Here is a 26,066-nt window from a genome sequence, read left to right on the forward strand (position 1 = left end):
GCTGAAGCATGAAACCAAGATGACAATTGTCATATCCTTCGGCATCGGCGAATGTAAAAAATGCCTGCGCCCACAGCACAAGCATTAATTCTATGTATTTACTTTCACTCTTCTCTTCAGACCAATAATAATAGATTTTCACAGATCAAATGTCATTTTTCCTGTATTTACCGGATAGTAATCCGTAAATCTCACCTCTCTGACATATTGCAAGTTGTCCCAAAGAGTGTGATAACCCTTAAAGCTTTTCAATGGTTTGATGTAGCTTCTGAATGACTCAATCTCTTCCTCAGTCGCTTCCCGTTTATTTCCTGCCGTACCAATCAATTTTAGCCCCGAAGGCTTACCGAATCTGTTCAGATACAATGATTTGAGCCAAAAAAGTTTACCCGTATTTACACATAAGATACAAACATGATTATTCAAGTCTATATTCTTTGATAATGTACCTGCAAAAATATCAAAGAAGAAGCCCGAATAATCGTCTTTTAACATCAATGATCCAATCGGAGAAACATTCGGTATGCCATGATTACTGACCGTCGCTATGGAACAATGCATAGAAGCTTTCAGCGCTTCAGAGTAATACCTCCTGATTTTTTCCCACATATCCCTTGTAATCTTCATCATGACCTCCAATTTGACTGATTTTGCTCTGCTTGTCTGCGGATCTCCTTTAACATGTGTTTTCTGATTAAGCCGCTCCAGGGCCGAATGACAAACCAGTATCTTTGGAACTTTTTCAAAACGTCTTGATTCAGACAAGAAATTCGTGTTTCAGTTGTCAACACGGATTTACCAGAGGCTTTTTCTTCGATAAAAAAATTCCATGCTACTCTGGCAACATCCCTGCTTTGAGGGCTTAAAAAACTCTCCCCGTCTATTTCCCTCATTGCGGGGTTACGGGTCCAAAACCTGCCTTCAAGCCCGATCACGATTTCTTCAGGATAGACTTCCTCCAGTATTTTGAAACCAACTTTTGTTAAATCCAAAATGGTAAACTGGGAAATTCCCCTTATCCTAAACAGCGCAGCAATCACAAAATTCTTTACAAAATCCGTGGAAAGGATTGCCTCATAGATTTTTTCTGGCGGAGCAGCTGTAGTTATTTCATGCTTTTCATGAAATTGGTAGTCAGGTAAATATTTATCAATTAACACTTTATTCCTCCCAGAGGTTTTACTAATACCTCACCCTTGTCCCGCACCAAATTTCCTGTCCGAAATAAAGAGAGCAATAATCCAATAAGAAAACTATTTGCAATTAAAGCCCGCCCTCCATAAGAAATTAAAGGCAATGAGAGTGGCGCAAAGAATAAAAATCCCAAGTTTGAAAGGATATAAAGCATACATTCTATGCTCAATGTCAAGGTAATGGCCAAGCCTGTCAAAAATCCGAGAACACTGTGTTGTCTTTTGCAAATATTAATGGAACGCAGAATGAAGGCCAGAAAGATCGTCATCAGAACAATAAAAATAATCCAGCCAAATCTGTAAATTAAGTATGTTAACAAGAAATCAGTATGGGCTTCAGGCAAAATTTGCAGCCCGGTCGATACCCCATCGCTGACCGGCAATCCTTCCCCCAGAAACCGGGAATTGGCCAGCAGCCTTCGAATGACGGCCCCTAAATATCCAGCCCCTGCCGAATCCAGGAAAGGATTGAACGCCAGCTGCAATTTTATTCCCCCGTAAAGGGGATTCCCTCTGAGGTATGGTATCGTCCAAACAAGGATAGTCGGGATATATATAATAAGCAAAGCAAACAATCTATTGACCTTGAACCAATTTTTCATTATCGCAGCTGTCAGCACAATCAGACAGGAAAGACAAAGCAAAAAATAGAAGGTTAAACTCGGCACAAGTCTGGAAAGAAAAGCGGGAGCAATTAAAGATGCCCCACATAAAATAATCCCGCCATAGCCCTTGCTCCGCATGGAATAAATAAATCCGGCAAAAGCCGTGGGAAAAAACAGCAGCGGATAAATCGTATAAAGTGCTCCACTTCCCCTGAAAAGTCCTCCATTTCCCCCGGTAAAGAAATAAGAAACTACCGTCAGAATACTGAGCCCCAAAAATATCGGTTTAGGGTACTTGCCGATTATGGTAAAGTCCAAAAAATAGGCCCCAATCAAAATCACAACTGCGAAAACTGTCCAGACAGCCTGTTTGAGGAAGAGGTTTGTTCCGTCCTGAATGTCACGTCCTACAAGAAATTGAATAGAAAGCCCTGCCAGAAGCAAGATGATCGTCATCACCAGCAGCGGCCAATCTGGCCGTGACCTGTGGGTGCGGTCAAGTTGTTCCCCTACAATGATCGGGTCTCCCATTTCAGCTATGGCCATTTCTGTGGCGGTTGTCTCATCTTGTCCGCCCTCAATAAAGGCATCCCGTTGGTCAATGATATGGTTTCTGATCTCTTCTGTAACTGAAAGATGGGCTTTTTTCCAGCGTATCTGCCCGCGTACCGTTTCCAAAAATTTGTTGATTTTTTCAGATTCCGGCAAAACTTACACCTCCTAGAACGCGATTGACAGCCGAAGAATATGTCTTCCATTCTTCAGTTTTCTCACCCAAATATTTCCGGCCTTTCTTTGTTATTTTATAGTACTTTCGCACTCTAAAATTCTCCATTGTTTTTTCGTAAGAAATCAACAGATCCTTTTGTTCCAGAGAATGCAGCAGAGGATATAATGTCCCTGCCTTTAACGTAAAAACGTTTTTTGATTGTTTGCTCAGTTCTTCAATCATTTGATAACCGTACATATCCGATTGGTCAAGCAGCTTTAGAATAAGCAGGGCTGTACTGCCTGTCAATAAGCTTTTGTCTATTCGCATTCCAATTCTCCTTTTATATAGATTATCTATATAAATAGTATATCGGTCATCTATATATGTCAATAAGAATTAAACTTTCGTATCTATCATGGACAGATGAACCAGGTAAGATTTCTAATAAAAATTATTAAACTTTATTTGTGTTTTCTCGTTAGTTTTTTGGATATACTTACCACTTTTATTTGTCCACATTTTGTCAGATAATTGAAGTAATAAAGGGATAAAAGATGAGGCGCCCCTTTTGGGGGCGCCTCATCTTATCTCAGACAATTTATATTTTATCCATAAATTTCAAATTTCCTCAACGTGGAGTCCTGTCCATCCACTTTCAAGAACGTGAAAATGCTTGATTTCTTTATTGGTGAGCCATCCGCGACTCGAACGCGGGACACCCTGATTAAAAGTCAGGTGCTCTACCGACTGAGCTAATGGCTCTTATGCAACAAGACCAAATTTTACAGGAAAGTCCGAATCATGTCAAGAGATAAATTGCATTATCCCACGAAATTAGAATTAAAATGTTTGCTGATGAACAAAGATATGTAATCTCATTTGTTTAAAAAATCTCATTCAAGACCATAGTCTGCACACGATCAGGCCCCACGGCTAAAAGGGATACTTTAACCCCAGTCAGCTTTTCAATCCGCCTGACGTAATTCCGGGCAGCTGCCGGCAACTCTTCAAATTGACTAATCCCGGTCAAGTCTTCCTTCCAGCCCGGCATTTCCTCATATACTGCCTCACACTGCGCCAGCTTTTTCAATCCCTGAGGGAAATCCTGAATGATTTGCCCCTGGTATTTGTAGCCTGTACAAATCTTTATCGTATCCAGCCCAGTCAATACATCCAGCTTAGTCAGAGCAATATCGGATATTCCGCTTATCCGGACAGCATATTTGACAATCACGGCGTCAAACCAGCCGCAGCGGCGCGGCCGCCCCGTCGTCGTACCGAATTCTCCGCCATTTGTTCTGATCAATTCCCCCAGTGAACAGTTTAGCTCCGTAGGGAACGGACCCTCCCCAACTCTGGTTGTATAAGCCTTAACGATACCCAAAACTTTAGCAATTTTCGTCGGCCCTACCCCGGTCCCGACACAGGCTGCTCCAGCTATAGGATTAGATGAGGTAACATAAGGATACGTCCCATGATCAATATCCAGTAGTGTTCCCTGCGCTCCTTCGAATAAAACCTTGCGTCCTTGTTCAATGTATTCGTTAATGATCAATGATGTATCTGTAACATAAGGTCTGATTCTTTCCGCATATTCTAAATATTTTTCATAGATCTCTTCAAATTTAAGTTCCTCACGGCCATAAATTTTTGTAATAAGCATATTTTTTTCTTGGATATTGTAATGCAGCCTGTCCGCAAACTCTTCTTTATCCATCAAATCGGAAATTCTAATTCCGGTGCGGGAAGCTTTATCTTTATAGGCGGGTCCAATACCCCTTTTGGTCGTACCAATTTTTTGATTGCCCTTAAACTCCTCTTCCAGCACATCAAGCAGGCAATGATAGGGCATAATCACATGAGCATTTGTGCTAATGCGCAAATTATCTGTTGTAATCCCTCTTTCATGAAGGTAATCTAATTCTTCGACTAAAACTTCAGGATCAATCACCAGCCCGTTGCCAATAACACTAAGCTTATCTGAATTAAAAATCCCTGAAGGAATTAAATGCAGCTTATAGGTCTTTTGATTAAAAGCTACAGTGTGACCGGCATTATTACCTCCCTGATAACGAACGACCATATCCGCCTGTTCAGCAACAAAGTCGGTAATCTTGCCTTTGCCTTCGTCCCCCCATTGCGCCCCAATCAGTACAACAGCAGCCATCATCTTTTCCTCCAATCAGAGATTATCTCTAGAACAAACAGTTTAATCTTAACAGTCCGGCCCTCGCTTTGTCAATAAAGAATCCGAACATTATAAGCAGGCTGGCTAATAACGTTCGAATTTGATTAAGCCTCCCTGACCTGCCTGCTTTTTGTTATCCTTAGTGTGTCCTGTCCAGATTAACAAACTTCGTAAACTCTTTCAGAAACCCCAGCTCAACTGTGCCAACAGGACCATTACGGTGTTTGGCAATAATCACTTCCGCTATCCCTTTTTTCTCTGACTCAGGATTATAATATTCATCCCGGTAAATAAAAGAAATTACATCCGCATCAGCTTCAATTGCCCCTGATTCCAAAAGATCGGACATAACCGGCCTTTTATCCTGACGTTGTTCCACACCGCGATTTAACTGAGACAATGCCACAACAGGCACGGACAGCTCACGGGCCAGTCCTTTCAGTCCACGGGAGATCTGGGCCACTTCCTGCTGACGGCTTTCCGCCCGGCGCCCTAAGGTCATTAATTGCAAATAATCAATAATAATCAAGCCTAACCCCTGCTCCATTTTGAGGCGGCGGGCTTTGGAGCGCAGCTGCGCTAAAGTGATTCCTACCGTATCGTCAATAAAAATAGGCGCATTGGAAAGGGGTCCGACTGCCTGGGTGAGTTTAGGCCAGTCACTGTCCAGCAATTCCCCGGTTCGTACTCTCTGCTGGTCAACCATGGCTTCTGAACAGAGCATCCGCTGAACCAGCTGCTCTTTAGACATTTCCAGACTAAACAATGCCACCGCTACTTTAGACTTAACCGCAGCATTCTGGGCCATATTTAACACAAGTGCGGTTTTTCCCATGGAAGGCCTGCCCGCAATAACAACCAGATCGGAAGCCTGCCAGCCTGAGGTTAGTCTGTCCAATTCCTTAAAATGAGTGGGGACTCCGGTCAGGTTGCCTTTATTGGTATAAAGGTGTTCTATCTTTTCAAAGGTCTTCAGCAAAATATGATGGATGGAAATAAATCCGTCCTTGGTCTGCCTGTGCGAGATCTCCAAAATCATCTTTTCGGCTTCTTCCAGAAGGTCAAAAGCCTCCTCGCCCGGTTCATACCCTTTCTGCTCCAGATAACCAGCCATTTTGATCAGCTGGCGAAGTAACGCTTTTTCCGCAACGATCCTGGCATAATATTCGATATTGGCAGCGGAAGGAACAGAGGAAGCGACCTGGGAAATCGTTCCGATTCCTCCTATGGACTCCAGACGGCCATATTGTCTAAGATATTCGGCGACCGTAACCAAGTCCACAGGCTCGCCTTTGTCCAGTATCTCTTGAATGGCGGTGAAAATAATCTTGTGGCTGTCCCTGTAAAAATCCTCAAACCGCAAAATTTCAAAAGCCACACTGGCCTGTTCCGGATCAAGCATCAGGGAGCCCAAAACTGCCTGTTCAGCTTCTAAATTATGTGGCGGAACTTTTGTTGGTTCCATTTTCTCTCCCCCGGTAATCCCTTGTTTTATCCTCAATCATTGTTATTCTAAAACGCCCACCAACTGCTGAAATATTTTCTTTTATAGGACAGCCCTTAAGGCCTCTTCAATCGTACTTACAGCGATCACCTCTATTCCAGTAAGACCTGAAGGCACTTCATCTATATTATCTTCGGGGATAATTACTCTTTGCACCCCGGCCTGCTTGGCTCCGAAAATTTTCTCATAGATCCCTCCGACCGGTTTAACTTTCCCTTGAATGGAAATTTCGCCGGTTACGGCCACATCCTGTCTTAAAGGCCGTTCCTTGAGGGCGCTGTAAATCGCTATGGTAATGGCCAATCCTGCCGAAGGACCATCTATTTTGCCTCCGCCGACCACATTGACATGAACATCATAATCCCGCAGATCTTCTCCGGTTAAGATGCGAATCACTGCCGCAGCATTAAAAACCGAATCCTTGGCCATCGTCCCGGCCGTCTCATTAAATCTGATTGTCCCTTTACCTTCCGGTCCTTGAAAAACCTTAACCTCAATTTCCAGGACAGATCCTAAAAACCCCGCTACTCCCAGCCCAAGTATCCTGCCCTGATCCCTGGCCGAACTGACCTTATTATGAACATAAGGAGTAAGCCTGTTGGTCCGCAAAACCTCTCTGACATCCTCGGTCTGAATGGAGATTTTGTCACTGTCCCGTTCTCGGAATTTTGCCATTCCATAAGAATCAAGCAGGATATTAATCGCTTTGCGTCCTTCGATGACATAGTCACTGATAATCTCTTCAACGCCTGCTTCCAGCTGAACATTTAATTTTTCTCCGGCTTGTCTGATGATCTCCTGAACATCCTCCGGTTCCAGCGGCCCGAAATAGACCTCTGTGCAACGTGACCTTAAAGCAGGATTTATTTCCGAAGGGTCCCTGGTGGTCGCGCCAATCAGCACGAAATCGGCCGGAACACCCTCCTCAAAAATCTTCTTAATATACAAGGGCGTCTGGGGGTCCTGCGGGTCATAATATGAAGAATCAAAAAATACTCTCTTGTCCTCCAATACCTTGAGCAGCTTATTTAACAAGAGAGCGTCCATTTCCCCGATTTCATCAATAAAAAGAATTCCTGTATGGGCCTCATTAACCAGCCCCAATTTTGGTTCCGGTATCCCTGTCTCGGCTAAATCTTTTTTTGCCCCCTGATAGATCGGGTCATGCACTGATCCAAGCAAAGGATTGGTCACATCACGCGGGTCCCAGCGCAAGGTTGTCCCGTCAACCTCGATAAAAGGAGCATCGGCTGAAAAAGACGCGTTCTTGAATTGCTTGACCGTTTCCAAGGCCACCCTGGCGGCTGAAGTCTTGCCAACCCCCGGAGGCCCATAGATCAAAATATGCTGGGGATAGGGTGTTGCTAATTTTGCCAATAAACCCCGCATGGCATTTTCCTGCCCCACAATTTCTTCAGGTCTTTTCGGGCGCAAAACATCAATTGCTGAGGAAAGCGGTGTTGTCTGATTCATTTTTTCCAAAACCGCAAGCTTTTTTAACGTCTGGGCATTTTCCGGCCCAGCTGTCTCTTTAATGATTTGGTTTTTGATCTCTTTGATGTATTCCTCATGTCTTTCCTGCATTTTATCGGTCACAGCCTGGTTAAGCCTTTCTTCAACCGACTTTTTAGCAACCATTTCCGCTATGGTTTCTTCAACATCCCGAAGGATGGCCGGAAGGTCTTCCCTTTTGGGCAATTGACTCTCGGTCGGATCATCATGCACCAGTTTTTGCAGACCCATGACTCTTTCGTTTAGGCTCTCAGAACGCATCAAAGTCAGAGCTTCCAATTTGCTCGCCTTCAGAATCAGCTTGTCTGTTCCATAAAGGTTGGAAAGAACAACATATAAAGCATCTACTTCCAGTTTTAACTCTTCAGCGGACCGGTCTTCCCTGCCTTGATTATTTAAACTCTGATTGTTTTCGCTATTTTTTTTGATTAATCTGTCCAGCAATCCTCTCATGAAACGCTTATGCTCCCTCAATGTTAATTTTAAGCTCAACGCTTACTTCTTGATGAAGCTTAGCGGTCACATGATAACTGCCCAGAGCTTTAATCGGATCCTTAACTTCGATTTTTCTCTTATCAAGTTTTATCCCATAAGCCTGAGCTAAAACATCGGCTATTTCTTTATTGGTCACTGATCCGAAAAGCTTGCCTTTTTCCCCAACCTTTACTTTAAGAATCACTTGCAGGCTTTCCAGTTTCTTTTTTAATGCTTCAGCTTCGTCTTTTTCTTTTCTCTTCCGTAAATCTTCTTGTTTTTGTTTATGGGTAAGATCCTGTATATTACCGCTCGTGGCTTCAATTACCATTCCGCGGGGAATTAAAAAGTTCCTCGCATAACCGTCGGATACTTCACATACTTTCCCTTTTTTGCCAAGTGCCTTGATGTCTTCTTTCAAAATTACCTTCACTTTGCTTCCCCCTCTTTTCCTTCCGGTATCCTCCGCAGATTAAATACGATATCAAATATTCCTATAAATATTAGGACTGTCAACGTAAAAGGTAAATAAATCGCTCCGCCGATAATCACGATAAAGATCAAAAAGCGCGGAGTCTTCGGACGCTGCAACAAATAAGCCAGGCAGGAGAACCCAAAGATAAAACCCAGTACAGCATAAATAGACAAAATATTCATTCCAACGATCTTCCAAACTGCCCATGTGCTGAAACTATCACCGATCAGATATAAGCCTAATCCGGCATTCACTCCCCAAATAGCGTACCAGGGCATGCGCCATCTTGTAAAAGGCGTCTTGACCTTGCCTTCCCAAGAATTGGCCATCAATAAACGCCGGTACAATGTATAAATAAAGACAAACTCCAGCATACCGATCACACCGGCGGCGGCAGGCAATATCTGATAGTATAAGGAGATCACCTTTTTAACATACCCTTCGAGTACTTCTTTGGAAATGCCTTTTTCTTCCAAAATATGGATGTTTCCATTTTGTTCATAACTTTGCATGGTCATGGCAACGACTTCATCAACCTTAGCAGGAGTTAAGGCTTCTTTGACAATACCTATTGTGGGCAGTGCGCTGATCAGAACGGTTAAAGTTATACTCCAAAATAAAGCATCTTTAACAGAAATTTTGTTTTGAATCCAAAGGAAGAGTACTCCGGCCAGAGGGACAAACCCGATCTGGTCAAAACTCGCGTTGTTCACAGCAACAACAGCAGCAGCAGAATACCCCAATACTGTCAATATCCCCGTCAGCCGCGCTCCGGATTCCTTTCCGTGCAAAAAGACAATAAGGAGTAAAACCATTTCCAATATCCAGCTCCAGGCATGATATTGAGTTGCCAATAATGGTACCATTAATAAGGCTGCTTTTAAAAAGTAGTTCAGCCTGCTCCGATTTGCGTAACTCATCTATTTCTCCTGTCATTTTTCATTGGGAAGCAGATATTCAAGCAGGAGACTTAAATCTCCCCATTCTGATTCTAAATTTAACTTATCGCCAGCCTGCCATTCTTCCATCTTATTATATAGCATTCTGTCCAAATCTGAAAACTCAAACCCAAATCTTCTGGTTAATACATAGCATGAACCAACAATCCCGCCCAAGCTGTTAATCATTTCCGATTCTGAGGCACGAAGTGTCCCTTGTTGAAAGAGCCAAAGGTTTTTCATGATTTCCCCTTTGAGTTCTTCAATAACCCGTGAGCATTTGGCGATATCCACTTTGACTTGATCCACCATCCCAACTCCCTTCGCCATTCTATGTGAAAAGTTCGCGAAGACAAAATCAGATTCCTGCTATTTCAGGTGGCAATTTCTTCTAAAAGAAAAAAAGAGAGGCAACCCTCTCTTTTCTTAGTCCATCACGTAAGGCAGTAAAGCAATGCTTCTGGCCCTTTTGATTGCAATGGTGACTTCTCTTTGATGCTTGGCACAATTGCCCGATATTCTACGGGGGAGGATTTTCCCTCTCTCTGTAACATACTTGCGTAATTTGGGCAAATCTTTATAATCTATTTCTGTGACCTTATCCACACAAAAACTGCAAACTCTTTTGCGAGGACGCCGGGTCCGTTCTTTTTTGACAGGTGCGTTAGCCATTTCAGCCTTCCTCCTTTCATTTACCGAGATACCTAGAAAAACAATCCATTAAAACGGTATATCGTCATCCAAACTAATTTCCTGAGCAAACGATCTTATATCATCCGCCGCCCCTGAACCTGCGGTATTACCGTCTTTAGGACTTAAAAACCTGACGTTTTCCCCGACAACTTCTGTTACCCATCTTCGCTGTCCGTCTTGCCCATCATAAGTACGGATCTGCAAGCGCCCGTCTACCGCAGCAATTCGCCCTTTCGCCAAATAATTGGCACAAAGCTCAGCCAACTGGCGGTAAACCACACAAGAGATAAAATCGGTTTCCCGTTCTCCCTTGGCGTTTTTATAGTTTCTGTCGACAGCGAGAGTGAAAGAGGCCACAGCCACTCCACTGGGTGTATAACGCAATTCGGGGTCTTTCGTTAATCGACCGATCAAAACTACTCGATTTAACATTTTACCCCTCCATTCTTATTCTTTCGTTGTAGTCAGAAAACGAATGGCAGTGTCAGAAATTTTCATGACTCTTTCCAACTCTTGTACGGTATTGGCTTCCCCGTTAAAGTTCATCAGAACATAGTAACCTTCATTAAACTTCTTGACTTCATAAGCAAGACGACGCTTGCCCCATTCTTCCACTTTCAGCTCCGAACCGCCGTTAGCATTTACGATATCGGCAAATCTGGTAACCTGAGCTTTCGTCTGTTCTTCGTCAAGATCCGGTCTGATGATGTAAAGCACTTCGTACGCTTTCATTTTAGCACCTCCCCTCGGACTATTGGCCCTGTTCAAGGACAGAGCAGGGATACATAAGTTTACAGCCTAAAATTATACCATTTAGGAATGATCTTTGCAAGATCTCTTTAGACATTAAAGCGAAAATGGACGATATCTCCATCCTGCATAATATATTCCTTGCCTTCTAAACGGACCAGGCCTTTTTCCCGGGCTCCGTTCAGGCCGTTATTTTCTGTGAAAGCATCATAGCTTACAACTTCCGCCCTGATAAAACCTCTTTCAAAATCAGTATGGATTGTTCCGGCCGCCTGAGGGGCTCTGGTATTCTTGCGAATGGTCCAGGCTCTGACTTCCATTGTCCCGGCCGTGAAGAACGTCATCAGTCCAAGCAGGCTGAACGCACTGCGGATCAATTTGTCCAGTCCCGATTCTTTCAGTCCCAGCTCCTCGAGAAACAACCCTTTTTCTTCTTCATCCAACTCCGCGATTTCGGCCTCGATCTGAGCACAGACCGGAATGATTTCCGCCTTCTCCATCCGGGCAATTTCAACTACGCTTTGTATATAGGAATGATTTTCAACATGATTAATGCTTTCTTCATGAACATTCGCAGCATAGATTACTGGCTTTAGCGTCAAAAGGCTTACTGATTTTAAAAGTTCCTTTTCTTCCGGAGTGAAATCAATCATATTGGCTGTAATGCCCTTATCAAACTCTTCCATGAGTTTTGTCAAGACAGTTTGTTCCTCTTTGGCTTTTTTATCCCCGGATTTGATCATGCCGGTAAGTTTCGCTTGCCTGCGCTGTACCGCATCCATATCGGCCAGTATCAACTCCATCTTGATCGTCTCGATATCTCTGACCGGATCGATGAACCCTTCTACGTGGACGACATTTTCATCCTGGAAACAGCGTACAACGTGGACAATAGCATCCACCTCGCGAATATGAGATAAAAACTGGTTGCCTAACCCTTCTCCCTTGCTGGCCCCTCTGACCAAGCCTGCAATATCGACAAACTCTACGGCTGCGGGAACTATCCTGTCAGGGCTGACAATTTTAGCGAGTTGTTTTAAACGATCATCAGGAACATGGACAATTCCCACATTAGGATCAATCGTACAGAAAGGGTAATTTGCCGATTCCGCTCCCGCTTTGGTAATTGCATTAAAAAGCGTTGACTTACCCACATTTGGCAACCCAACAATTCCTACTCGAAGTGCCATTTTTATCCTCCATCTGTTTCGATATCTTTACTATTCTAACCGGTATTTTCTAAGAAGGCAATAAAAGAGCACCCCTGCTTATGCTAAAAAGCAGGGGATATCTTTTAGTCCTCCAAGCTTTCTCCCTGTTCAGCTTTGTGTAAAATTTCCTTGATGTTTCTTTCCAGTTTTACCCGGGTAATCCAGGTTTGATGGCCGCATCCCCGGCATTCGATTCGAAAATCCATCCCTGTGCGCATAATCATCCAATCAGCACTTCCACATGGATGAAGTTTCCGCAGCCGAACAATATCCCCCACATTTAGCTTGACCAACTCTACTCCTTCTCCTCCACTTCATTTAAACGCTTTTACCTGTTACTCCAAACCCTTTCAAGGGGTTTGTCAGAAAATCACCCGCCGCCGCAGAAATAAAAACTTTTATGATTTCATAACCGGCTTGAAAAACCGGATACAAAACTGATCCCTCAGGGTTCAGGGCCGCTGTATCAAACAAGGCCAGCAGTGGTGATGCCAGCCCGACAAACAGGCAGACAACGATAAAAGAGCCCAATACTCCAAACAGCAGGCCTCCGCCCCTGTTGATAATCCCGAGAGAATTGGCTATCGGATTGATCACAATACCAATCAAAATATTAATCAGTAAAGAAGTCAATAAAAACAGCAGAAGTACCGATCCAATTAATAAGATGTAATCTGTCAGAGAAATCGCAGTCTGAGCAACCGCAGGCTGTAATAAACCCTCAGACGAGCCCGCTGCTCCGGGAGCCCCTTCATTTAAACGAGCCAGGGCTGCTTTAAGAAGAAAAGCACTTATTTTAGGCTGAATCTTATCCCGGAGATGAAGATAGGGTTCGATTACCTGCAAAAATTGTCCATGAAAGAGCATGGCAATGACTAAAGCCGTTATTTTTCCGACAAAATGTGAAGCCCCTGTAATTAGTCCTTTTCGATAGCCTGTCAAACCGCCGATCATTAAGATGATCAATGCGGCAATATCCAAACCATTCACAACATTTACCTCATGATTACTTAAAAATAATAAAAGCAGATGCTAAGATTTTAACATCTGCCTTTAAAAAATCAAGGCTCTTCTTATTGGGGAGTGACCCGTTGTGCAAACATTTTTTTACCATTAACATATTTTAGGATGGCCGCACTTTTTTGCGTATTGTGAGTTGCCGGATCAACCGTCATTTCACCTGTCACTCCTTGAAAAGAAGTCATTGTTTCTAACGCGGCCCTTACCTGATCAGAATCTGTACTATTTGCCTTGTTTATCGCAGCAATAAGCATTTTCGCCGCATCATAACCCAGCGCGGAAAAATTATCGGCATCCTGCTTGTATTCATCTTTATAAGCTTTTACAAAATCGGCGGCAGCAGGATCATCTCCAGCAAAATGGTCGACATAATAAGTATTGTTCAGAGCGTCCTTGCCGGCTATATCAATTAATGAACCCGTCCAGCCGTCACCACCAATAATCGGCATTTTCAGGCCAAGGTCCCGTGCCTGCTTAATGATCGCCCCGGCTTCGCTATAATAACCGGGTAAAAAAATAACATCAGGATTTTTTTCCTTGATTCTGTTCAGGATATTACTATAATCCTTAGTTTCCTCAGTATTATACTGCTCTGAATCTACAATTTCTTTGCCGGCTTTGGTAAACGTCTCAATAAAGTTTTTTGCCAGTCCGTTGGAATATGCGGCATAATTGGCTTTTTGGTCCGTAATCACCGCGGCTTTGGATGCCTTCAAGGTATCCAAAGCAAAGTTCGCAGCCACAGTGCCCTGATAAGAATTAATAAAGCATGCTCTGAACAGCCATTTATTTACTGTTCCGTTGGATTTAAGCGTTATACTTTCATTTGTGCCTGTGGGGGTAATAAGCGGTATTTGATTATCCGCTACTGCCTCAAGAAGTCCTAAAATATTACCGTTCGTAACCGGACCTATAATTCCCGCCACTTGATCCTGGACTGCAAGTATGGTTACCGCCGCAGCGGCTTGGGTTGTTTCCGATTTATTATCTGAACCGACATATTCTATCTGTTTTCCAAGCACTCCGCCGGAAGCATTTGCTTCCTTGACCGCCAGCAGGACTCCGTTTTCAGCTTTCTTTCCATATTCAGACATTCCGCCTGTCAACTCAAAATTACCGCCTATTTTTATCATCCCCCCCTGAGGCTCAGGTTCGCTTGAACTGCATCCGGTCACAGCAACCAGGGACAGACATAAAAGGGCTGCGAAGAAAGTGGAAAATCTTTTTTTCAAATTCATCAAACTATCACCTTGCTTTTCCTTAAATAATATTTATATATTATAACATGGACTATTATCACATGAATTGTCAATATTTTTTCTCTGAGAAGATTTAGCTTCTCTAAAAGTCCTTCCTGATCCAAAAGAAAGGAAGCGGTATGATGGAATATCTTGCTTTATTCTATACCTCTACAGGAGCCGTCAAATTTAAACGAAAGCTTGACCGGCTGGCTATCCCTGTGGAACTTTTACCTGTGCCAAGCAGTTTTTCCGCGGGATGCGGAGTAGCCGCGCGATTCTTTGTTTTAGATCCAGGTCCTCTGCTTGATGCGTCTATTGAAAAATTATACAAAAATATTGCCGGAAAATATATTTTGCAAAATATCAAGAGGGTAAAATCATGAGTATGATGTTTAACCAAAGAGTATACCTGAATAATGCGGCAACCTCCTTTCCCAAAGCTCCCGGCGTAGCTGAGGCAGTGGCCGGATATATTACGGATATCGGCAGTAATATTCACAGAGGTCAATATAAAGAAGCCCTGGCCGCTGAAGAAACTGTCTTGGAAACGCGGGAGCTATTATGCGCCTTATTTCATGCCCCTAAACCGGAGAATGTTGTCTTCCATAAAAATATTACAGAAAGCCTCAACCTTCTGATTCTAGGTATCTTTAAACCGGGTGATCATGTGCTGATCTCTTCTATGGAGCATAACGCCATAATCAGACCCTTAAATCATTTTACTCGCAATAATCCCGGTTTTTCCTATTCAGTTCTCCCTTGTACTGCTGACGGCAGCCTCTCTCTTGATGGTAAGCTTCCGCTTCAAGAAGCTGTCGACCAGTTTATGCTCAAATTTCTCCGTCCTAACACCAAAGCAGTGATGATCACGCATGCCTCCAATGTGTGCGGAACAATTTTTCCTTTGAAAGAAATCGGAGCATTTTGCCAGCGGCATCATTTACTTTTTATTGTAGATTCCGCTCAAACTGCCGGTCATCTCGAAATTGACATGCAAGAAACCGGTATCCATGCTTTAGGCTTCACTGGTCATAAAGGTTTACTGGGACCCCAGGGTATCGGGGGAATCGTTTTGGCTGATCAAATTATCCCCTTGTTCCAGCCGGTCATCGTCGGGGGATCGGGCAGTCATTCGGAGAACCCTTATCAGCCCAATGACATGCCGGATAAATATGAAGCGGGTACACCCAATCTTCCCGGTATTTACGGACTGCATGCGTCTTTAAATTATATCAGAACCACCGGCCTTCAAACAATCAGAGATAAGGAAATGAAGCTGACCTCAAAATTGATCGATAATCTGCAGAACGCAAAGGGGCTCAAACTGATTGGCAGTCCTGATCTTGATCAGAGAACTGCCGTATTATCTTTTGATTTTATCGGTAAAGATAATGCTTTAATCAGTTACAAACTGGAAAAAGATTACGGTCTCATCAACCGCTGTGGACTGCACTGTTCTCCACTGGCCCATCAAACTCTGGGCACTTTCCCCCGGGGAGCAGTCCGTCTCAGTTTAAGCTGTTTTAACACCTTAGAGGAAATTGACTATGCTTCAAAAGCGATCTTGTCAGTATGCCGCTCTTCTTAGTCCCAGCCCCTCACTGTTTTTCATCTTAATTTTTTAAATTCCTCATTTCCTTGATCAAGCTTATCTCTCTATATCTGCTAGAAATTTATCTATATATTTACATGAATCTGCTATATATTATTTTCTTTATATTTACATATATATTTACATGAAATTTTATAGTGTTTTTATTATAATTATTTTGCTTACAATATCAACATAAATTTTAAGTATTATTTTAATCTATTTTTACATGCAAATTTTCATGACATTGTTTTTTTTTGTTTCAGAATATTTTATCTTGAACTATCGAAGCCAAGAATAAAATTACTGATTTTGGTAATAATGATTAATAATTGATAATAATCATTTACAAACAGTAATTTTAGGAGGGAAACTCCATTGGCTCTTTCTTTATTTCGTGAAAATATACATTTAAGAGCGCACTATGAGGATCGAGACGGCTTATTAAAAATTCAAACTAAACTCAGACAACATCTCATATTGTCTTCAAATCGCCCTGCTGTCGTGCTTTGCATAGGGACAGACCGTTCAACCGGCGATTCCCTGGGTCCTCTGACCGGCACGAAACTTTCCCAACGGCATATTTCCGGCTTAAATGTTTTAGGAACACTGGATCATCCCATTCATGCTGAAAACCTTGTTGAAACCCTTGCTAAAGTCAATGACATTTACTGTAACCCGTATATTATCGCTCTTGATGCCTGTTTAGGCCGGTTGGATTCCATAGGTTACATTACCCTTGAAGAAAGACCCTTAAAACCTGGCAGCGCGGTGAAAAAAAAACTGCCGGAAGTTGGGGAAATCCACCTCACCGGCATCGTTAATCTCAATGGTTTTATGGAATATATGGTTCTCCAGAATACCAGATTGAATATCGTCTGGAAACTTTCTGATATTCTTAGCTCCATCCTGGCAAATACTTTCTTAAGTTTGCCGTAATCATATTTTTATGGTTTCCATAGCTAATTGAACGGCTTCTTTTTCCTCGTCCATCATTTTCGCTTTAGTTTGGCCTTGTTCTATTGCCTTTGCATATATTCTGCACTCTTCTCTGCTATGAATACCGGTCAGGATAAGACCTGTTCCTTCCTGATTAAGAAGAGCAACTGAAAAACTTAAATCGGATCCCATATTCTCAAAAGAATTAAAGCGCACCACCCCTATTCCGTCTACTCCCTGCCGAAGCTTATCTTCTGCTGCTCCTAAACGCTTTTCATGTTTGGAAGTCAGTTCACTTATTTTTCTTACTTCATTTAAGTTGGCTTGAAGTAGTTGTTCTAAATCATTGCCGGAGACCATCTTTTGCAAACTAATATAAGCATCCTGGAATTTTCTCATCTTTGAACGAAGTAAGATATTGATGATTATCGCGATCATTGCTAAAAGTATTGCCGCCCCGGAAACAAAAAGCATTAGAGAAGAAAGATCTGTCTGCAGCAAATTATGTACCCCCTAAAATCAATGTTTTGTGTTTTGTTCCACGTGGAACAATATATTTTTCTCTATTAACTCGTTTCAATACGCCAAAGCTCCAATAATCTATCCAGCTCATCTTTAGAGTAGTATTCAATTTCTATTTTCCCACGCTTATCATTTCCAACTATTTTCACTTTAGTCTGAAATGTCCCATGCAATTTTTCCTGTATATCCTTAAGCTCGCTATGCTGAAAGACCCTCTGCGGTTTCTTTTTTGCATTTCTAAACGAATCCGGATCTCCTTCAGATGTCGTTTCCTCATTTAAGATTTTCCCGGCAATAATCATTTCCAATTGCCGCACTGATAAAGCATCTTCAACAACCGTCCTGGCCAGTTCTATTTGTTTTGAAGAATCCTCAACTCCCAGAAGCACCTTGGCATGTCCCAGGGAAAGGTCTGCGTTACTCAATAGAAGCAATACTTCTTGGGGAAGCTGGATGATTCTGAGCAGATTTGCTACTGTCGGCCTGCCTTTACCAACTTTTTTTGCTACCTGATCCTGGGTCAGACCATAGTCATTCATCAGGCGGGCATACGCCAAACCTTCTTCAATAGGAGAAAGGTCTGTACGCTGAATATTTTCAATCAAGGCCTTCTCCGTCATATCCTGATCCGAACATTCCCGCACGATACAGCTGATTCGATCCAGCCCAAGCAGTTGAGAGGCCCGGAACCGTCTCTCCCCGGCAATAATGCAATATTTCCCCTCATGAGGCTTGACCAGGACGGGCTGAATCAGTCCGTGCTCCCTGATAGAATCTGCCAGCTCCTGCAATTTTTCCTGATCAAACTCTTTACGCGGCTGATTGGGATTCGGAACAAGATCCCTTAGCAGTATTTCCTTTATTTCACCATTGGTATTATCCCTCTCTACAATTAAAGCCCCCAGACCTTTGCCTAAACCTTTTCTAGACACGCTCCAACACCTCCTCAGCCAAATCCCTGTATACCTCCGCTCCACGAGATTTCGTATCGTATAGAATAATAGGCTGACCATGACTTGGCGCTTCACTCAATCTTACGTTTCTTGGAATAATTGTCCTGAATACCTTATCTCTAAAATAGCGCTTAACTTCATCAACAACTTGAATCGATAAATTGGTTCTGGCATCAAACATCGTCAGTAAAACTCCCAAAACCTCCAATTCCCGGTTCAAAGATTTCCTGACTTTGTCCAGTGTATTCATTAATAAGCTCAACCCTTCCAGAGCATAATACTCACACTGGATGGGAATCAGAACGTCAGTCGCCGCACACAAAGCATTCAAAGTTAAAAGTCCTAAAGAAGGCGGACAATCAATCAAAATAAAATCAAATTCATTTTGTATTTCCTTAACAGCTTGTCCCAGTCTGCTTTCCCGCTGAGACAAAGATACCAATTCTATTTCCGCTCCGGCAAGCTCTATCCTGGCCGGAGCAACTTTCATTTTCTTCAGCTCGGTATCCAAAATCACATTGCGGATATCCTCATCATTAATAATCACATCATATATACAACGGGAAAGCCTGTGCTTCATCACCCCACAGCCGCTGGTAGCATTGCCCTGAGGGTCCAAGTCAATTAAAAGGACCTTACTTCCTCTCTCTACCAAGCTGGAGGCAAGATTGACAGCGGTAGTTGTTTTTGCCACGCCTCCCTTCTGGTTGACAATGGCTACAATTCTGGCCAAGAAATCACTCCTCTGATCTAAAATGAAATATTTTTGCAAAATATCCCTACCTCTTATACTATCAAACAGCAAAGCAAAATAAAACCCGCCAAACAAAGAAACATCAACAAAAATATGGCAGAATACTTTACATACTCTGCCACACACTCCAAAATCATTTGCAAAAAATTTTTAAAGAGGTATTTTCTTGGGAGTTCCCGCTTTGCGAGGATATTTTTCCGAAGTTATACCGATTTTACGGACAATGATGAGAGAACGATACTCCGCAGCCTCCCCCAGATGATATTGATGAATTCTTTCCACCGTGCAATTCAATTCTTTTAAAGCACGATTCGATCTGGAGATCTCTTCTTCAGGATCTTTTCCTTTCGCGGCCAATAAAACCCCGCCAACTTTTAATAGAGGTACAGTATATTCCAGAAGAACAGGCAAGTCAGCCAGTGCCCGGGCCGTGACAATATCGAATTGTTGGCGAAAAGCAGGGTCGTGACCCGCATCCTCCGCTCTGGCATGATGCGTCGAAATCTTCCTTAAGCCCAATTCTTTTATGACGGTCTGCAAAAAACCCAAACGTTTGAGGAGAGAGTCCATCAAGGTGATATTTAAATGGGAAAGGGCAATTTTCAAAGGTATTCCTGGAAATCCGCCGCCCGTACCCAGATCAGCAAGCATCAATTCTTTCCCAGAGCCCATTATTTTTTCGTTTTTTTCCATGTCTCGAATAATCGGAATACTGATCAGAGAGTCGAGAAAATGTTTGACAACGACATCTTTGGGTTCAGTGATTGCCGTTAAATTCATTCTTTCGTTCCAGTCCAGCAAAAGCTCTCCAAATTTCCAAAACTGGTCAAGCTGGAACAAAGACGGCTCAAAATCGGCCAATTCAGCTGATTTTGAGCTGAAGAGAGAAGAAAACTCCTTAAACACTGCCTGACATCCTCCTTTTTTGTTCTAAAAAGATCAATAGAACAGAAATATCAGCAGGATTAACACCACTGATACGGGACGCCTGTCCCAAATTCAAAGGACGTACCTCAAACAGTCTCTGACGGGCCTCGTTCGATAAACCTCTGACCTCATTGAAATCCAGATCCTGAGGAAGCAATCTTTCCTCTAACCGGTTAAACCTTTCTACTTCTTCCAGCTGCTTGCTGATATATCCCTCATATTTCAGTTGGATTACCGCTTCTTCAACAGTATCACTCTGATATTCCTTCAACTGGGGCATGAGTTCCAAAACAGATTGAAAATTAATTTCCGGCCTTTTAAATAAATCTTCAGCGCGAATACTGCCGCGCAGCGAAGTCGAACCAGCTTTAGCCAGTATTTCTCCTACCTTAATATCCATATTGGAAAAAAATGTATTATGGCTCATTTCCGTTATGGTCTCGAGCTCCATCTTTTTCTTCTGAAAATAGTTCCAGCGTTCATCAGAAACCAACCCAATCTCTCTTCCTTTAGGTGTAAGTCTAAGGTCGGCATTATCCTGACGCAGCAGCAGTCTGTATTCTGCCCGGGATGTCAAAAGTCTGTACGGTTCTTTGATTTCTTTGTTCACCAGGTCATCAATTAATACTCCCAGATATCCATCAGAGCGGCGAAGAATAAACGCTTCTTTATTCCGAACCTTTAAAGCGGCATTTATTCCGGCTAACAGGCCCTGAGCGGCTGCTTCCTCATAGCCTGAGGTCCCATTAATTTGTCCGGCGGTAAACAACCCAGGCCAATCTTTCAGCTCCAAAGTGAGAGAAAGCTGAAACGGTTTCACATAATCATATTCAATAGCATAACCCGGGCGGAGTATTTTAGCCTTCTCAAGACCAGGTATACTGTGAAAAAACCTCTGCTGTATCTCCTCCGGAAGACTTGTTGACATACCGGCCACATACAGCTCCTCACTATCAAACCCTTCCGGCTCCAAAAATAATTGATGAGCCTTGCGCTCAGCAAAACGCACCACCTTATCCTCAATTGACGGACAATACCGGGGACCTATTCCCTCAACTACACCCGTATAAAGAGGAGCCCGGTCTAAATTTTCCCTTATGATTTGATGACCTTCCTCTGTTGTATAACCTAGCCAGCAGGGAAGTTGTTTTTCAGGGTCACTGCCCCAAAACAGGCTTTCCGTAGGCATAAAGGAAAATCTGCGCTGAACCTCATCACCACATTGAAGAGCAAATTTACTGTAATCTACCGAATTCTTATGAATGCGCGGCGGTGTCCCTGTTTTAAACCGGCCTAACTGCACATCCATATCCTGAAGCTGCAAAGATAATGCAGAAGAAGTCAAATCCCCAGTCGGACCACCGTCATAAATTGCTTCACCAATGATAATGCGCGAACGAAGGTACGTGCCTCCGGTCAAAATTACAGATTCAGCCAAAAAACGGGCCCCTGTATTTGTGACAATACCGCAGACCTGATGATCAGCAATGAGTAACTTCTGGACCAGGGCCTGAACAAGAGTAAGGTTATCCTGCTGCAATACCGTTTTGAGCAAATGCAGATGATAAGCCCGTTTGTCGGATTGAACCCTTAGAGCGTGAACCGCAGGCCCCTTACCGGTATTCAGCATGCGAGCCTGTAAAGAAGTATCATCTGCAGTCAGAGCCATCTGGCCGCCTAAAGCATCAATCTCCCTGACCAAATGTCCCTTAGCGGGACCACCTACAGAAGGATTACAAGGCATATTTCCAATTTTATCCAAATTAAGCGTGACCAATAATGTCTGACAGCCCATTCTTGCCGAAGCTAAAGCCCCTTCACAACCTGCATGACCGGCGCCTATCACAATAACATCATACTTTCCGGCAACATATTCAATGATGTTCCTCACTGCTTTATCCTACTTCCCAATGCAAAATCTCGTAAAAATATTCGTCAAAAGATCTTCCTGGACATTATTTCCGGTGATCCTGGAAATACACTCCAAAGAGGCTCGGATATCTATCGACAATAAATCAATCGGTATGTTCAGAGCAAGAGAATTCAGGGCGGCATCAAGATGATTCAAACAATTTTTCATTTCAGAAATCTGCCTCAAATTCGAAAGCATTGGTTTCATTACAGCAGAATCTCCGCCAAAAACCCGCTTTTCAAGTTCAGCTTCCAGCTCTTTAAATCCGATCCGTTTTTTTGCCGAAAAAAGGATCGTTTTAATTTGATTCTTGACCTGAGCCGGAATAAGGAAATCAGCTTTATGATAGGAAGACAGCAAATCGATTTTATTATATAAAATGATCGTTTTTTCGGCATAGTCCTTTAATATCCGAAGCTCATCCTCCGTCAAACAGCCATCAGAATGATTCTCTTTGTCTGTAACATCTAATAAAAGTAAAACAACATCGGCCTCATCAATCGCTTTCCAGGAGCGGTTAATGCCGATCATCTCCACCGGATCATTACTTTTACGGATACCGGCCGTATCAATTAAGTGCAGTAATACACCGCCGATTTTAACATATTCCCGGATCTCATCTCTGGTTGTTCCGGGAATATCCGTTACAATTGCGCGCTCTTCCCGCAATAAGGCATTAAGAAGACTTGACTTCCCTACATTCGGTATCCCGGCAATAACTGTAGACAAACCCTCTCTGATGATTTTTCCCGTTTTGCTTCCATTCAGAATAGCTATTGTTTTACTGCGGACAGATTTTATCCTTTCCTCTAATTGAGAATAGGTGAGCAAATCGATTTCATCTTCCGAAAAATCAATCGCGGCTTCAATAAAAGAGAGGATATCTAAAATTTCCTGGCGCAATACCTGCACCTTATCCGATAACGCCCCGTCAAGCTGGGCAACAGCTAAATCAGCCGAAAGCTCGGATTTAGAACTGATTAAATCAATAATAGCTTCCGCCTGGACCAAATCCATCTTTCCATTAAGAAAAGCTCTCTTGCTGAACTCTCCAGGGCCGGCGAGACGGGCCCCCTGATGCAGACAAGCCTCAATAATTCTCCGCACAGGAATCATTCCGCCATGACAATTAATTTCAAAGACATCTTCCCCGGTATAAGAGAAAGGGGAAAGCATCCGGGAAAGTAAAACCTGATCGATTTTTGTTTCACCATCAAAAAACCAGCCCAGATGTAATGTATGACTGGCCTGAGTCTGCCATCTGGCAGAATTAACCGGCTGGAAACAATGATTAATCACTTCCCCGGCACCGCGACCGCTAAGGCGAACAATATGGATACCGCCTTCTCCCGGAGGCGTCGCTAAAGCTACTATTGTATCTTCAAGCATTCTTATCACTCCAGAAAAAATAAAAGGGGTAAACCCCTTTTATTTCTATGATGAAAAGTTATTGAGATTCCCATCAGAGTCGTCTTTCTCCCCAAGACTTTCTTTGTACCCGGTCCGGTTATAATCTCTGCCTCGAAAATCATCTCGATAATCCCGGCCTGACTCCCGAGAACGTTTCAGAGAAATAACTACCCTTCTATGCGGCTCATCACCTTCACTAAAGGTTGCAATCTTCCATTCATTTTGTAATGCGGTATGAATAATTCGCCTTTCTTGAGGACTCATTGGTTCTAAAACAACCCTGCTGCCAGTCTTTTTTACTTTCTCGGCAAGCCTTTTAGCCAGTCTGACTAAAGTGTCTTCCCGTCTTTTTCTGTAGCCCTCCACATCGATAATAATCCTCATTTTTTCCGATAATCTCCGGCCAACAGCAAGATTGGTCAAAAACTGTATAGATTCCAGAGTATCTCCGCGACGTCCGATTAATATCCCTAAATCATTACCGGTAATATTCACGGCAATATGCTCATCACGCCGAAAGACCTCAAAACTTGCCCCAACATCCATGGCTTTCGTAAGATTCTCAAGGAATTTGCAGGCAATCGCACCGGCATCATCTTCATATAAGACCTTTACTTTTGCTAATTTTCCTCCAAATAAACCAAATAACCCCTTTGATGGCTCTTCTAAAACTTCAATGTCTACTTCATTTTTGCAAACCCCTAATTCTTCCAAGCATAAACCAATAGCTTCATCCAAAGTTTTTGCTGATTTTTCCGCGACTTTCATTGCGTATCCTCCCCGCGAATAGATAAAACCTAAGCACTCTTTGCTTTACTTTGCTTTTCTAAATGATTATTGATATAAAGAGTCTGAATCGCAGACACAATATTCATCGTAATAATGTAAATACCAAGGCCCGAAGGAACCGATGCCGTAATATAAGCAAGAAAGAAAGGCATAACAATGAGCATTATCTTTTGAGTTTGTTTGGCACTTTCCGGTTGAGAAGCAGAAACAGTGGAGCTGCTGGTCGTTTTAGACATCAAATATGTCGAAAGCCCCGCAGCGATCGGCAGTATAAGATGATAATCCGGTGTAAAACCATACTTAACAGTAAGATTAAATCCCAAGAACATGGCACTCGCTTCATTACCATAGGGAAAAATCATCAAAGCCTTATAAAAGGCCCACAAAATGGGCATCTGAATCAAAAGAGGAAGACAGCCCATGTACGGATTAGCTTTTTCCTTAGCGTACAGCTCCATAACCTTTTGATTAGCTTTAACCTTATCTTTGGCATACTTCTTCTGAATGTCCGTGATCATCGGTGTAAGCTCCATCATCTTGCGCATAGAAGCCGTTTGCTTATAAGTAAGCGGAAAAAGAATAATTTTTATGATAATGGTAAAAAGGATAATTGCTACCCCATAATAGGGAAGCCCTACCAAAGAAGTCAGATTAAACAGAATATCCAGAAAATTAATCATTCCATCAACAACAAAACTCACGAAAATCCTCCTTAAACGGGATCATACCCACCGGAATGGAAAGGGTTGCATTTTAAAATCCTAAGAAATGATTTTCCTAATCCTTTAAGTATTCCATATTTTGTAATCGCCTGAATGGCATATTCGGAACATGTCGGATAAAATCGGCAGCTTCGGGGTTTTATAGGGGACAGAACTCTCTGATAAATCATAATCATCCCGACTAATATCTTTATTATCCCTTTTCTAATTACCATCTGCGACTCCCGCTTTACGTAACATAAATAAAACAGACTTTTCTACCTCAGCATATGTAGCCCGGATGATATCCCGCCGAGCAATCAATACAACTTGATAACCGGGCTTTATCCGGCTTAAATTAAGGCGAACAGCTTCTCTCATTAATCTCTTTGCTCTATTTCTTTTGACAGAATTCCCGACTTTTTTGGAAGCAATAAACCCAAAACAAGTGTCACCCTTCACTAAATAGATCACCGCTTGTCTTGATGTATAACTCCGTCCGGCGGCAAAAGTCCGCTGGAAATCTCCAGATTTTTTCAATCTCAGTCCTTTTTTGAGCATAATACCCCCCATCCCTTTAGGGCTATGATCATAAAAAGGCCACATTTATGCGGCCTTTAGACTGTCAATTTCTTACGACCTTTCAAACGACGACGTTTCAAAACATTACGTCCAGTTGCCGACTTCATTCTGGACAGAAAACCGTGAACTTTTTTATGACGCCTGTTCTTAGGCTGATAAGTCATCTTCATTCGTAAACACCCCCTTACGAAAACACCAATCATTACAATCAATAGGTAAATAAAGACTCACAGAAAATTATACTCTAACGTTTTTTATTATGTCAAGGAAACAGTAATTTTAAGGTGTTTACATCATTGTGAATTTCCTATGACTATTGCGTGAATAGCTGTGTGGACAAATTGAACTATGATATTTTATTGTTGATAAGACCCTAAAAACTTGGTATTATAATTTTACCATTTATACTATTATGATATGTAAATAAATATTATTCTATATTTTTATATTGTTATCCACAAGTGTGTATA

General features: G+C 42.5%; 30 protein-coding genes, 1 tRNA gene and 1 pseudogene. 3 read left to right on the top strand and 29 right to left on the bottom strand.

The window, feature by feature from the left end; all coding sequences use genetic code 11:
- Positions 1–138: 138 nt before the first annotated feature.
- From SGLY_RS16715 to SGLY_RS16800, 18 genes are all read right to left on the bottom strand, one after another.
- Positions 139–627, bottom strand: a complete 489-nt coding sequence (locus tag SGLY_RS16715; RefSeq protein WP_013626327.1) for a pyridoxamine 5'-phosphate oxidase family protein — start codon at positions 625–627, stop codon at positions 139–141.
- Complete coding sequence (locus SGLY_RS16720; protein ID WP_013626328.1) at positions 627–1,160, bottom strand: hypothetical protein; 534 nt, start codon at positions 1,158–1,160, stop codon at positions 627–629. Before SGLY_RS16720 ends, SGLY_RS16715 begins: the two co-directional genes overlap by 1 nt.
- Positions 1,154–2,506 carry an FtsW/RodA/SpoVE family cell cycle protein gene (locus SGLY_RS16725; RefSeq protein ID WP_013626329.1) on the bottom strand — a complete coding sequence of 451 codons (1,353 nt, stop codon included), beginning with the start codon at positions 2,504–2,506 and terminating at the stop codon, positions 1,154–1,156. Before SGLY_RS16725 ends, SGLY_RS16720 begins: the two co-directional genes overlap by 7 nt.
- Positions 2,493–2,837 (bottom strand): PadR family transcriptional regulator, encoded by a 345-nt coding sequence (locus SGLY_RS16730; RefSeq protein WP_013626330.1) that lies wholly within the window; start codon positions 2,835–2,837, stop codon positions 2,493–2,495. Before SGLY_RS16730 ends, SGLY_RS16725 begins: the two co-directional genes overlap by 14 nt.
- Before the next feature lie 359 nt (positions 2,838–3,196).
- A tRNA-Lys gene (locus SGLY_RS16735) sits at positions 3,197–3,272 on the bottom strand.
- Positions 3,273–3,393: 121 nt separating this feature from the next.
- The gene (locus SGLY_RS16740) at positions 3,394–4,677 is read right to left on the bottom strand and encodes an adenylosuccinate synthase (protein ID WP_041444879.1); all 1,284 of its coding nucleotides are present in this window, start codon (positions 4,675–4,677) and stop codon (positions 3,394–3,396) included.
- Positions 4,678–4,837: 160 nt separating this feature from the next.
- Positions 4,838–6,163, bottom strand: a complete 1,326-nt coding sequence (dnaB, locus tag SGLY_RS16745) for a replicative DNA helicase (RefSeq protein ID WP_013626332.1) — start codon at positions 6,161–6,163, stop codon at positions 4,838–4,840.
- A gap of 81 nt (positions 6,164–6,244) precedes the next feature.
- Entirely contained in the window at positions 6,245–8,167 is a 1,923-nt protein-coding gene (lonC, locus tag SGLY_RS16750; RefSeq protein ID WP_013626333.1) for a Lon family ATP-dependent protease, read from the bottom strand.
- 7 nt (positions 8,168–8,174) lie between these two features.
- Positions 8,175–8,621, bottom strand: coding sequence for a 50S ribosomal protein L9 (rplI, locus tag SGLY_RS16755; RefSeq protein WP_013626334.1), 447 nt, complete (start codon positions 8,619–8,621; stop codon positions 8,175–8,177).
- Entirely contained in the window at positions 8,618–9,583 is a 966-nt protein-coding gene (locus SGLY_RS16760; protein ID WP_013626335.1) for a DUF2232 domain-containing protein, read from the bottom strand. The genes rplI and SGLY_RS16760 overlap by 4 nt, the downstream gene beginning before the upstream one ends.
- A gap of 12 nt (positions 9,584–9,595) precedes the next feature.
- Entirely contained in the window at positions 9,596–9,913 is a 318-nt protein-coding gene (locus SGLY_RS16765) for a MazG-like family protein (protein WP_013626336.1), read from the bottom strand.
- Positions 9,914–10,027: 114 nt separating this feature from the next.
- Entirely contained in the window at positions 10,028–10,273 is a 246-nt protein-coding gene (rpsR, locus tag SGLY_RS16770) for a 30S ribosomal protein S18 (RefSeq protein ID WP_013626337.1), read from the bottom strand.
- A gap of 48 nt (positions 10,274–10,321) precedes the next feature.
- A complete protein-coding gene (locus SGLY_RS16775; RefSeq protein WP_013626338.1) occupies positions 10,322–10,726 on the bottom strand; it encodes a single-stranded DNA-binding protein in 405 nt (134 codons plus the stop codon).
- A gap of 15 nt (positions 10,727–10,741) precedes the next feature.
- Entirely contained in the window at positions 10,742–11,026 is a 285-nt protein-coding gene (rpsF, locus tag SGLY_RS16780; RefSeq protein ID WP_013626339.1) for a 30S ribosomal protein S6, read from the bottom strand.
- Between the two features lie 107 nt (positions 11,027–11,133).
- On the bottom strand, positions 11,134–12,234 hold the full coding sequence (gene ychF, locus SGLY_RS16785) for a redox-regulated ATPase YchF (protein ID WP_013626340.1): 1,101 nt from the start codon (positions 12,232–12,234) through the stop codon (positions 11,134–11,136).
- 104 nt (positions 12,235–12,338) lie between these two features.
- Entirely contained in the window at positions 12,339–12,548 is a 210-nt protein-coding gene (locus SGLY_RS16790; RefSeq protein WP_013626341.1) for a DUF951 domain-containing protein, read from the bottom strand.
- Positions 12,549–12,573: 25 nt separating this feature from the next.
- Positions 12,574–13,245 carry a CvpA family protein gene (locus tag SGLY_RS16795; protein WP_013626342.1) on the bottom strand — a complete coding sequence of 224 codons (672 nt, stop codon included), beginning with the start codon at positions 13,243–13,245 and terminating at the stop codon, positions 12,574–12,576.
- An 83-nt stretch (positions 13,246–13,328) separates the two neighbouring features.
- Entirely contained in the window at positions 13,329–14,513 is a 1,185-nt protein-coding gene (locus SGLY_RS16800) for an ABC transporter substrate-binding protein (RefSeq protein WP_013626343.1), read from the bottom strand.
- A gap of 140 nt (positions 14,514–14,653) precedes the next feature.
- On the opposite strand from SGLY_RS16800, the gene SGLY_RS16805 reads away from it, so the two are divergent.
- The 3 genes from SGLY_RS16805 (at position 14,654) to yyaC (ending at position 17,046) form a co-directional block, all read left to right on the top strand.
- A complete protein-coding gene (locus SGLY_RS16805; protein ID WP_013626344.1) occupies positions 14,654–14,899 on the top strand; it encodes a putative Se/S carrier protein in 246 nt (81 codons plus the stop codon).
- The gene (locus SGLY_RS16810) at positions 14,896–16,104 is read left to right on the top strand and encodes an aminotransferase class V-fold PLP-dependent enzyme (protein ID WP_013626345.1); all 1,209 of its coding nucleotides are present in this window, start codon (positions 14,896–14,898) and stop codon (positions 16,102–16,104) included. Before SGLY_RS16805 ends, SGLY_RS16810 begins: the two co-directional genes overlap by 4 nt.
- Positions 16,105–16,485: 381 nt before the next feature.
- Positions 16,486–17,046 (top strand): spore protease YyaC, encoded by a 561-nt coding sequence (yyaC, locus tag SGLY_RS16815; protein WP_013626346.1) that lies wholly within the window; start codon positions 16,486–16,488, stop codon positions 17,044–17,046.
- Here the strand turns inward: yyaC and SGLY_RS16820 are convergent, their stop codons facing one another.
- From SGLY_RS16820 to rpmH, 11 genes and pseudogenes are all read right to left on the bottom strand, one after another.
- Positions 17,047–17,547 (bottom strand): DUF4446 family protein, encoded by a 501-nt coding sequence (locus tag SGLY_RS16820; protein WP_013626347.1) that lies wholly within the window; start codon positions 17,545–17,547, stop codon positions 17,047–17,049. It lies immediately after the preceding gene.
- A gap of 65 nt (positions 17,548–17,612) precedes the next feature.
- Entirely contained in the window at positions 17,613–18,500 is an 888-nt protein-coding gene (locus SGLY_RS16825; RefSeq protein ID WP_013626348.1) for a ParB/RepB/Spo0J family partition protein, read from the bottom strand.
- Positions 18,493–19,254 carry a ParA family protein gene (locus tag SGLY_RS16830; RefSeq protein ID WP_013626349.1) on the bottom strand — a complete coding sequence of 254 codons (762 nt, stop codon included), beginning with the start codon at positions 19,252–19,254 and terminating at the stop codon, positions 18,493–18,495. Before SGLY_RS16830 ends, SGLY_RS16825 begins: the two co-directional genes overlap by 8 nt.
- 171 nt (positions 19,255–19,425) lie before the next feature.
- Entirely contained in the window at positions 19,426–20,181 is a 756-nt protein-coding gene (rsmG, locus tag SGLY_RS16835; RefSeq protein ID WP_013626350.1) for a 16S rRNA (guanine(527)-N(7))-methyltransferase RsmG, read from the bottom strand.
- Positions 20,174–22,081, bottom strand: a complete 1,908-nt coding sequence (mnmG, locus tag SGLY_RS16840) for a tRNA uridine-5-carboxymethylaminomethyl(34) synthesis enzyme MnmG (protein WP_041445534.1) — start codon at positions 22,079–22,081, stop codon at positions 20,174–20,176. The genes rsmG and mnmG overlap by 8 nt, the downstream gene beginning before the upstream one ends.
- A gap of 21 nt (positions 22,082–22,102) precedes the next feature.
- Entirely contained in the window at positions 22,103–23,503 is a 1,401-nt protein-coding gene (gene mnmE, locus SGLY_RS16845) for a tRNA uridine-5-carboxymethylaminomethyl(34) synthesis GTPase MnmE (RefSeq protein WP_013626352.1), read from the bottom strand.
- Between the two features lie 168 nt (positions 23,504–23,671).
- Positions 23,672–24,292 (bottom strand): annotated as a pseudogene (gene jag / locus SGLY_RS16850) (RNA-binding cell elongation regulator Jag/EloR); the annotation flags it as partial.
- 29 nt (positions 24,293–24,321) lie between these two features.
- Positions 24,322–25,014, bottom strand: coding sequence for a YidC/Oxa1 family membrane protein insertase (locus SGLY_RS16855; RefSeq protein WP_013626354.1), 693 nt, complete (start codon positions 25,012–25,014; stop codon positions 24,322–24,324).
- Between the two features lie 11 nt (positions 25,015–25,025).
- A complete protein-coding gene (gene yidD / locus SGLY_RS16860) occupies positions 25,026–25,250 on the bottom strand; it encodes a membrane protein insertion efficiency factor YidD (RefSeq protein ID WP_013626355.1) in 225 nt (74 codons plus the stop codon).
- The gene (gene rnpA / locus SGLY_RS16865) at positions 25,240–25,575 is read right to left on the bottom strand and encodes a ribonuclease P protein component (RefSeq protein ID WP_041444880.1); all 336 of its coding nucleotides are present in this window, start codon (positions 25,573–25,575) and stop codon (positions 25,240–25,242) included. Before rnpA ends, yidD begins: the two co-directional genes overlap by 11 nt.
- Positions 25,576–25,631: 56 nt before the next feature.
- Positions 25,632–25,766 (bottom strand): 50S ribosomal protein L34, encoded by a 135-nt coding sequence (rpmH, locus tag SGLY_RS17705; RefSeq protein ID WP_013626357.1) that lies wholly within the window; start codon positions 25,764–25,766, stop codon positions 25,632–25,634.
- Between the last annotated feature and the right edge of the window lie 300 nt (positions 25,767–26,066).

It is taken from the genome of Syntrophobotulus glycolicus DSM 8271 (assembly GCF_000190635.1).
In the GTDB taxonomy this organism is placed as follows: domain Bacteria; phylum Bacillota; class Desulfitobacteriia; order Desulfitobacteriales; family Syntrophobotulaceae; genus Syntrophobotulus; species Syntrophobotulus glycolicus.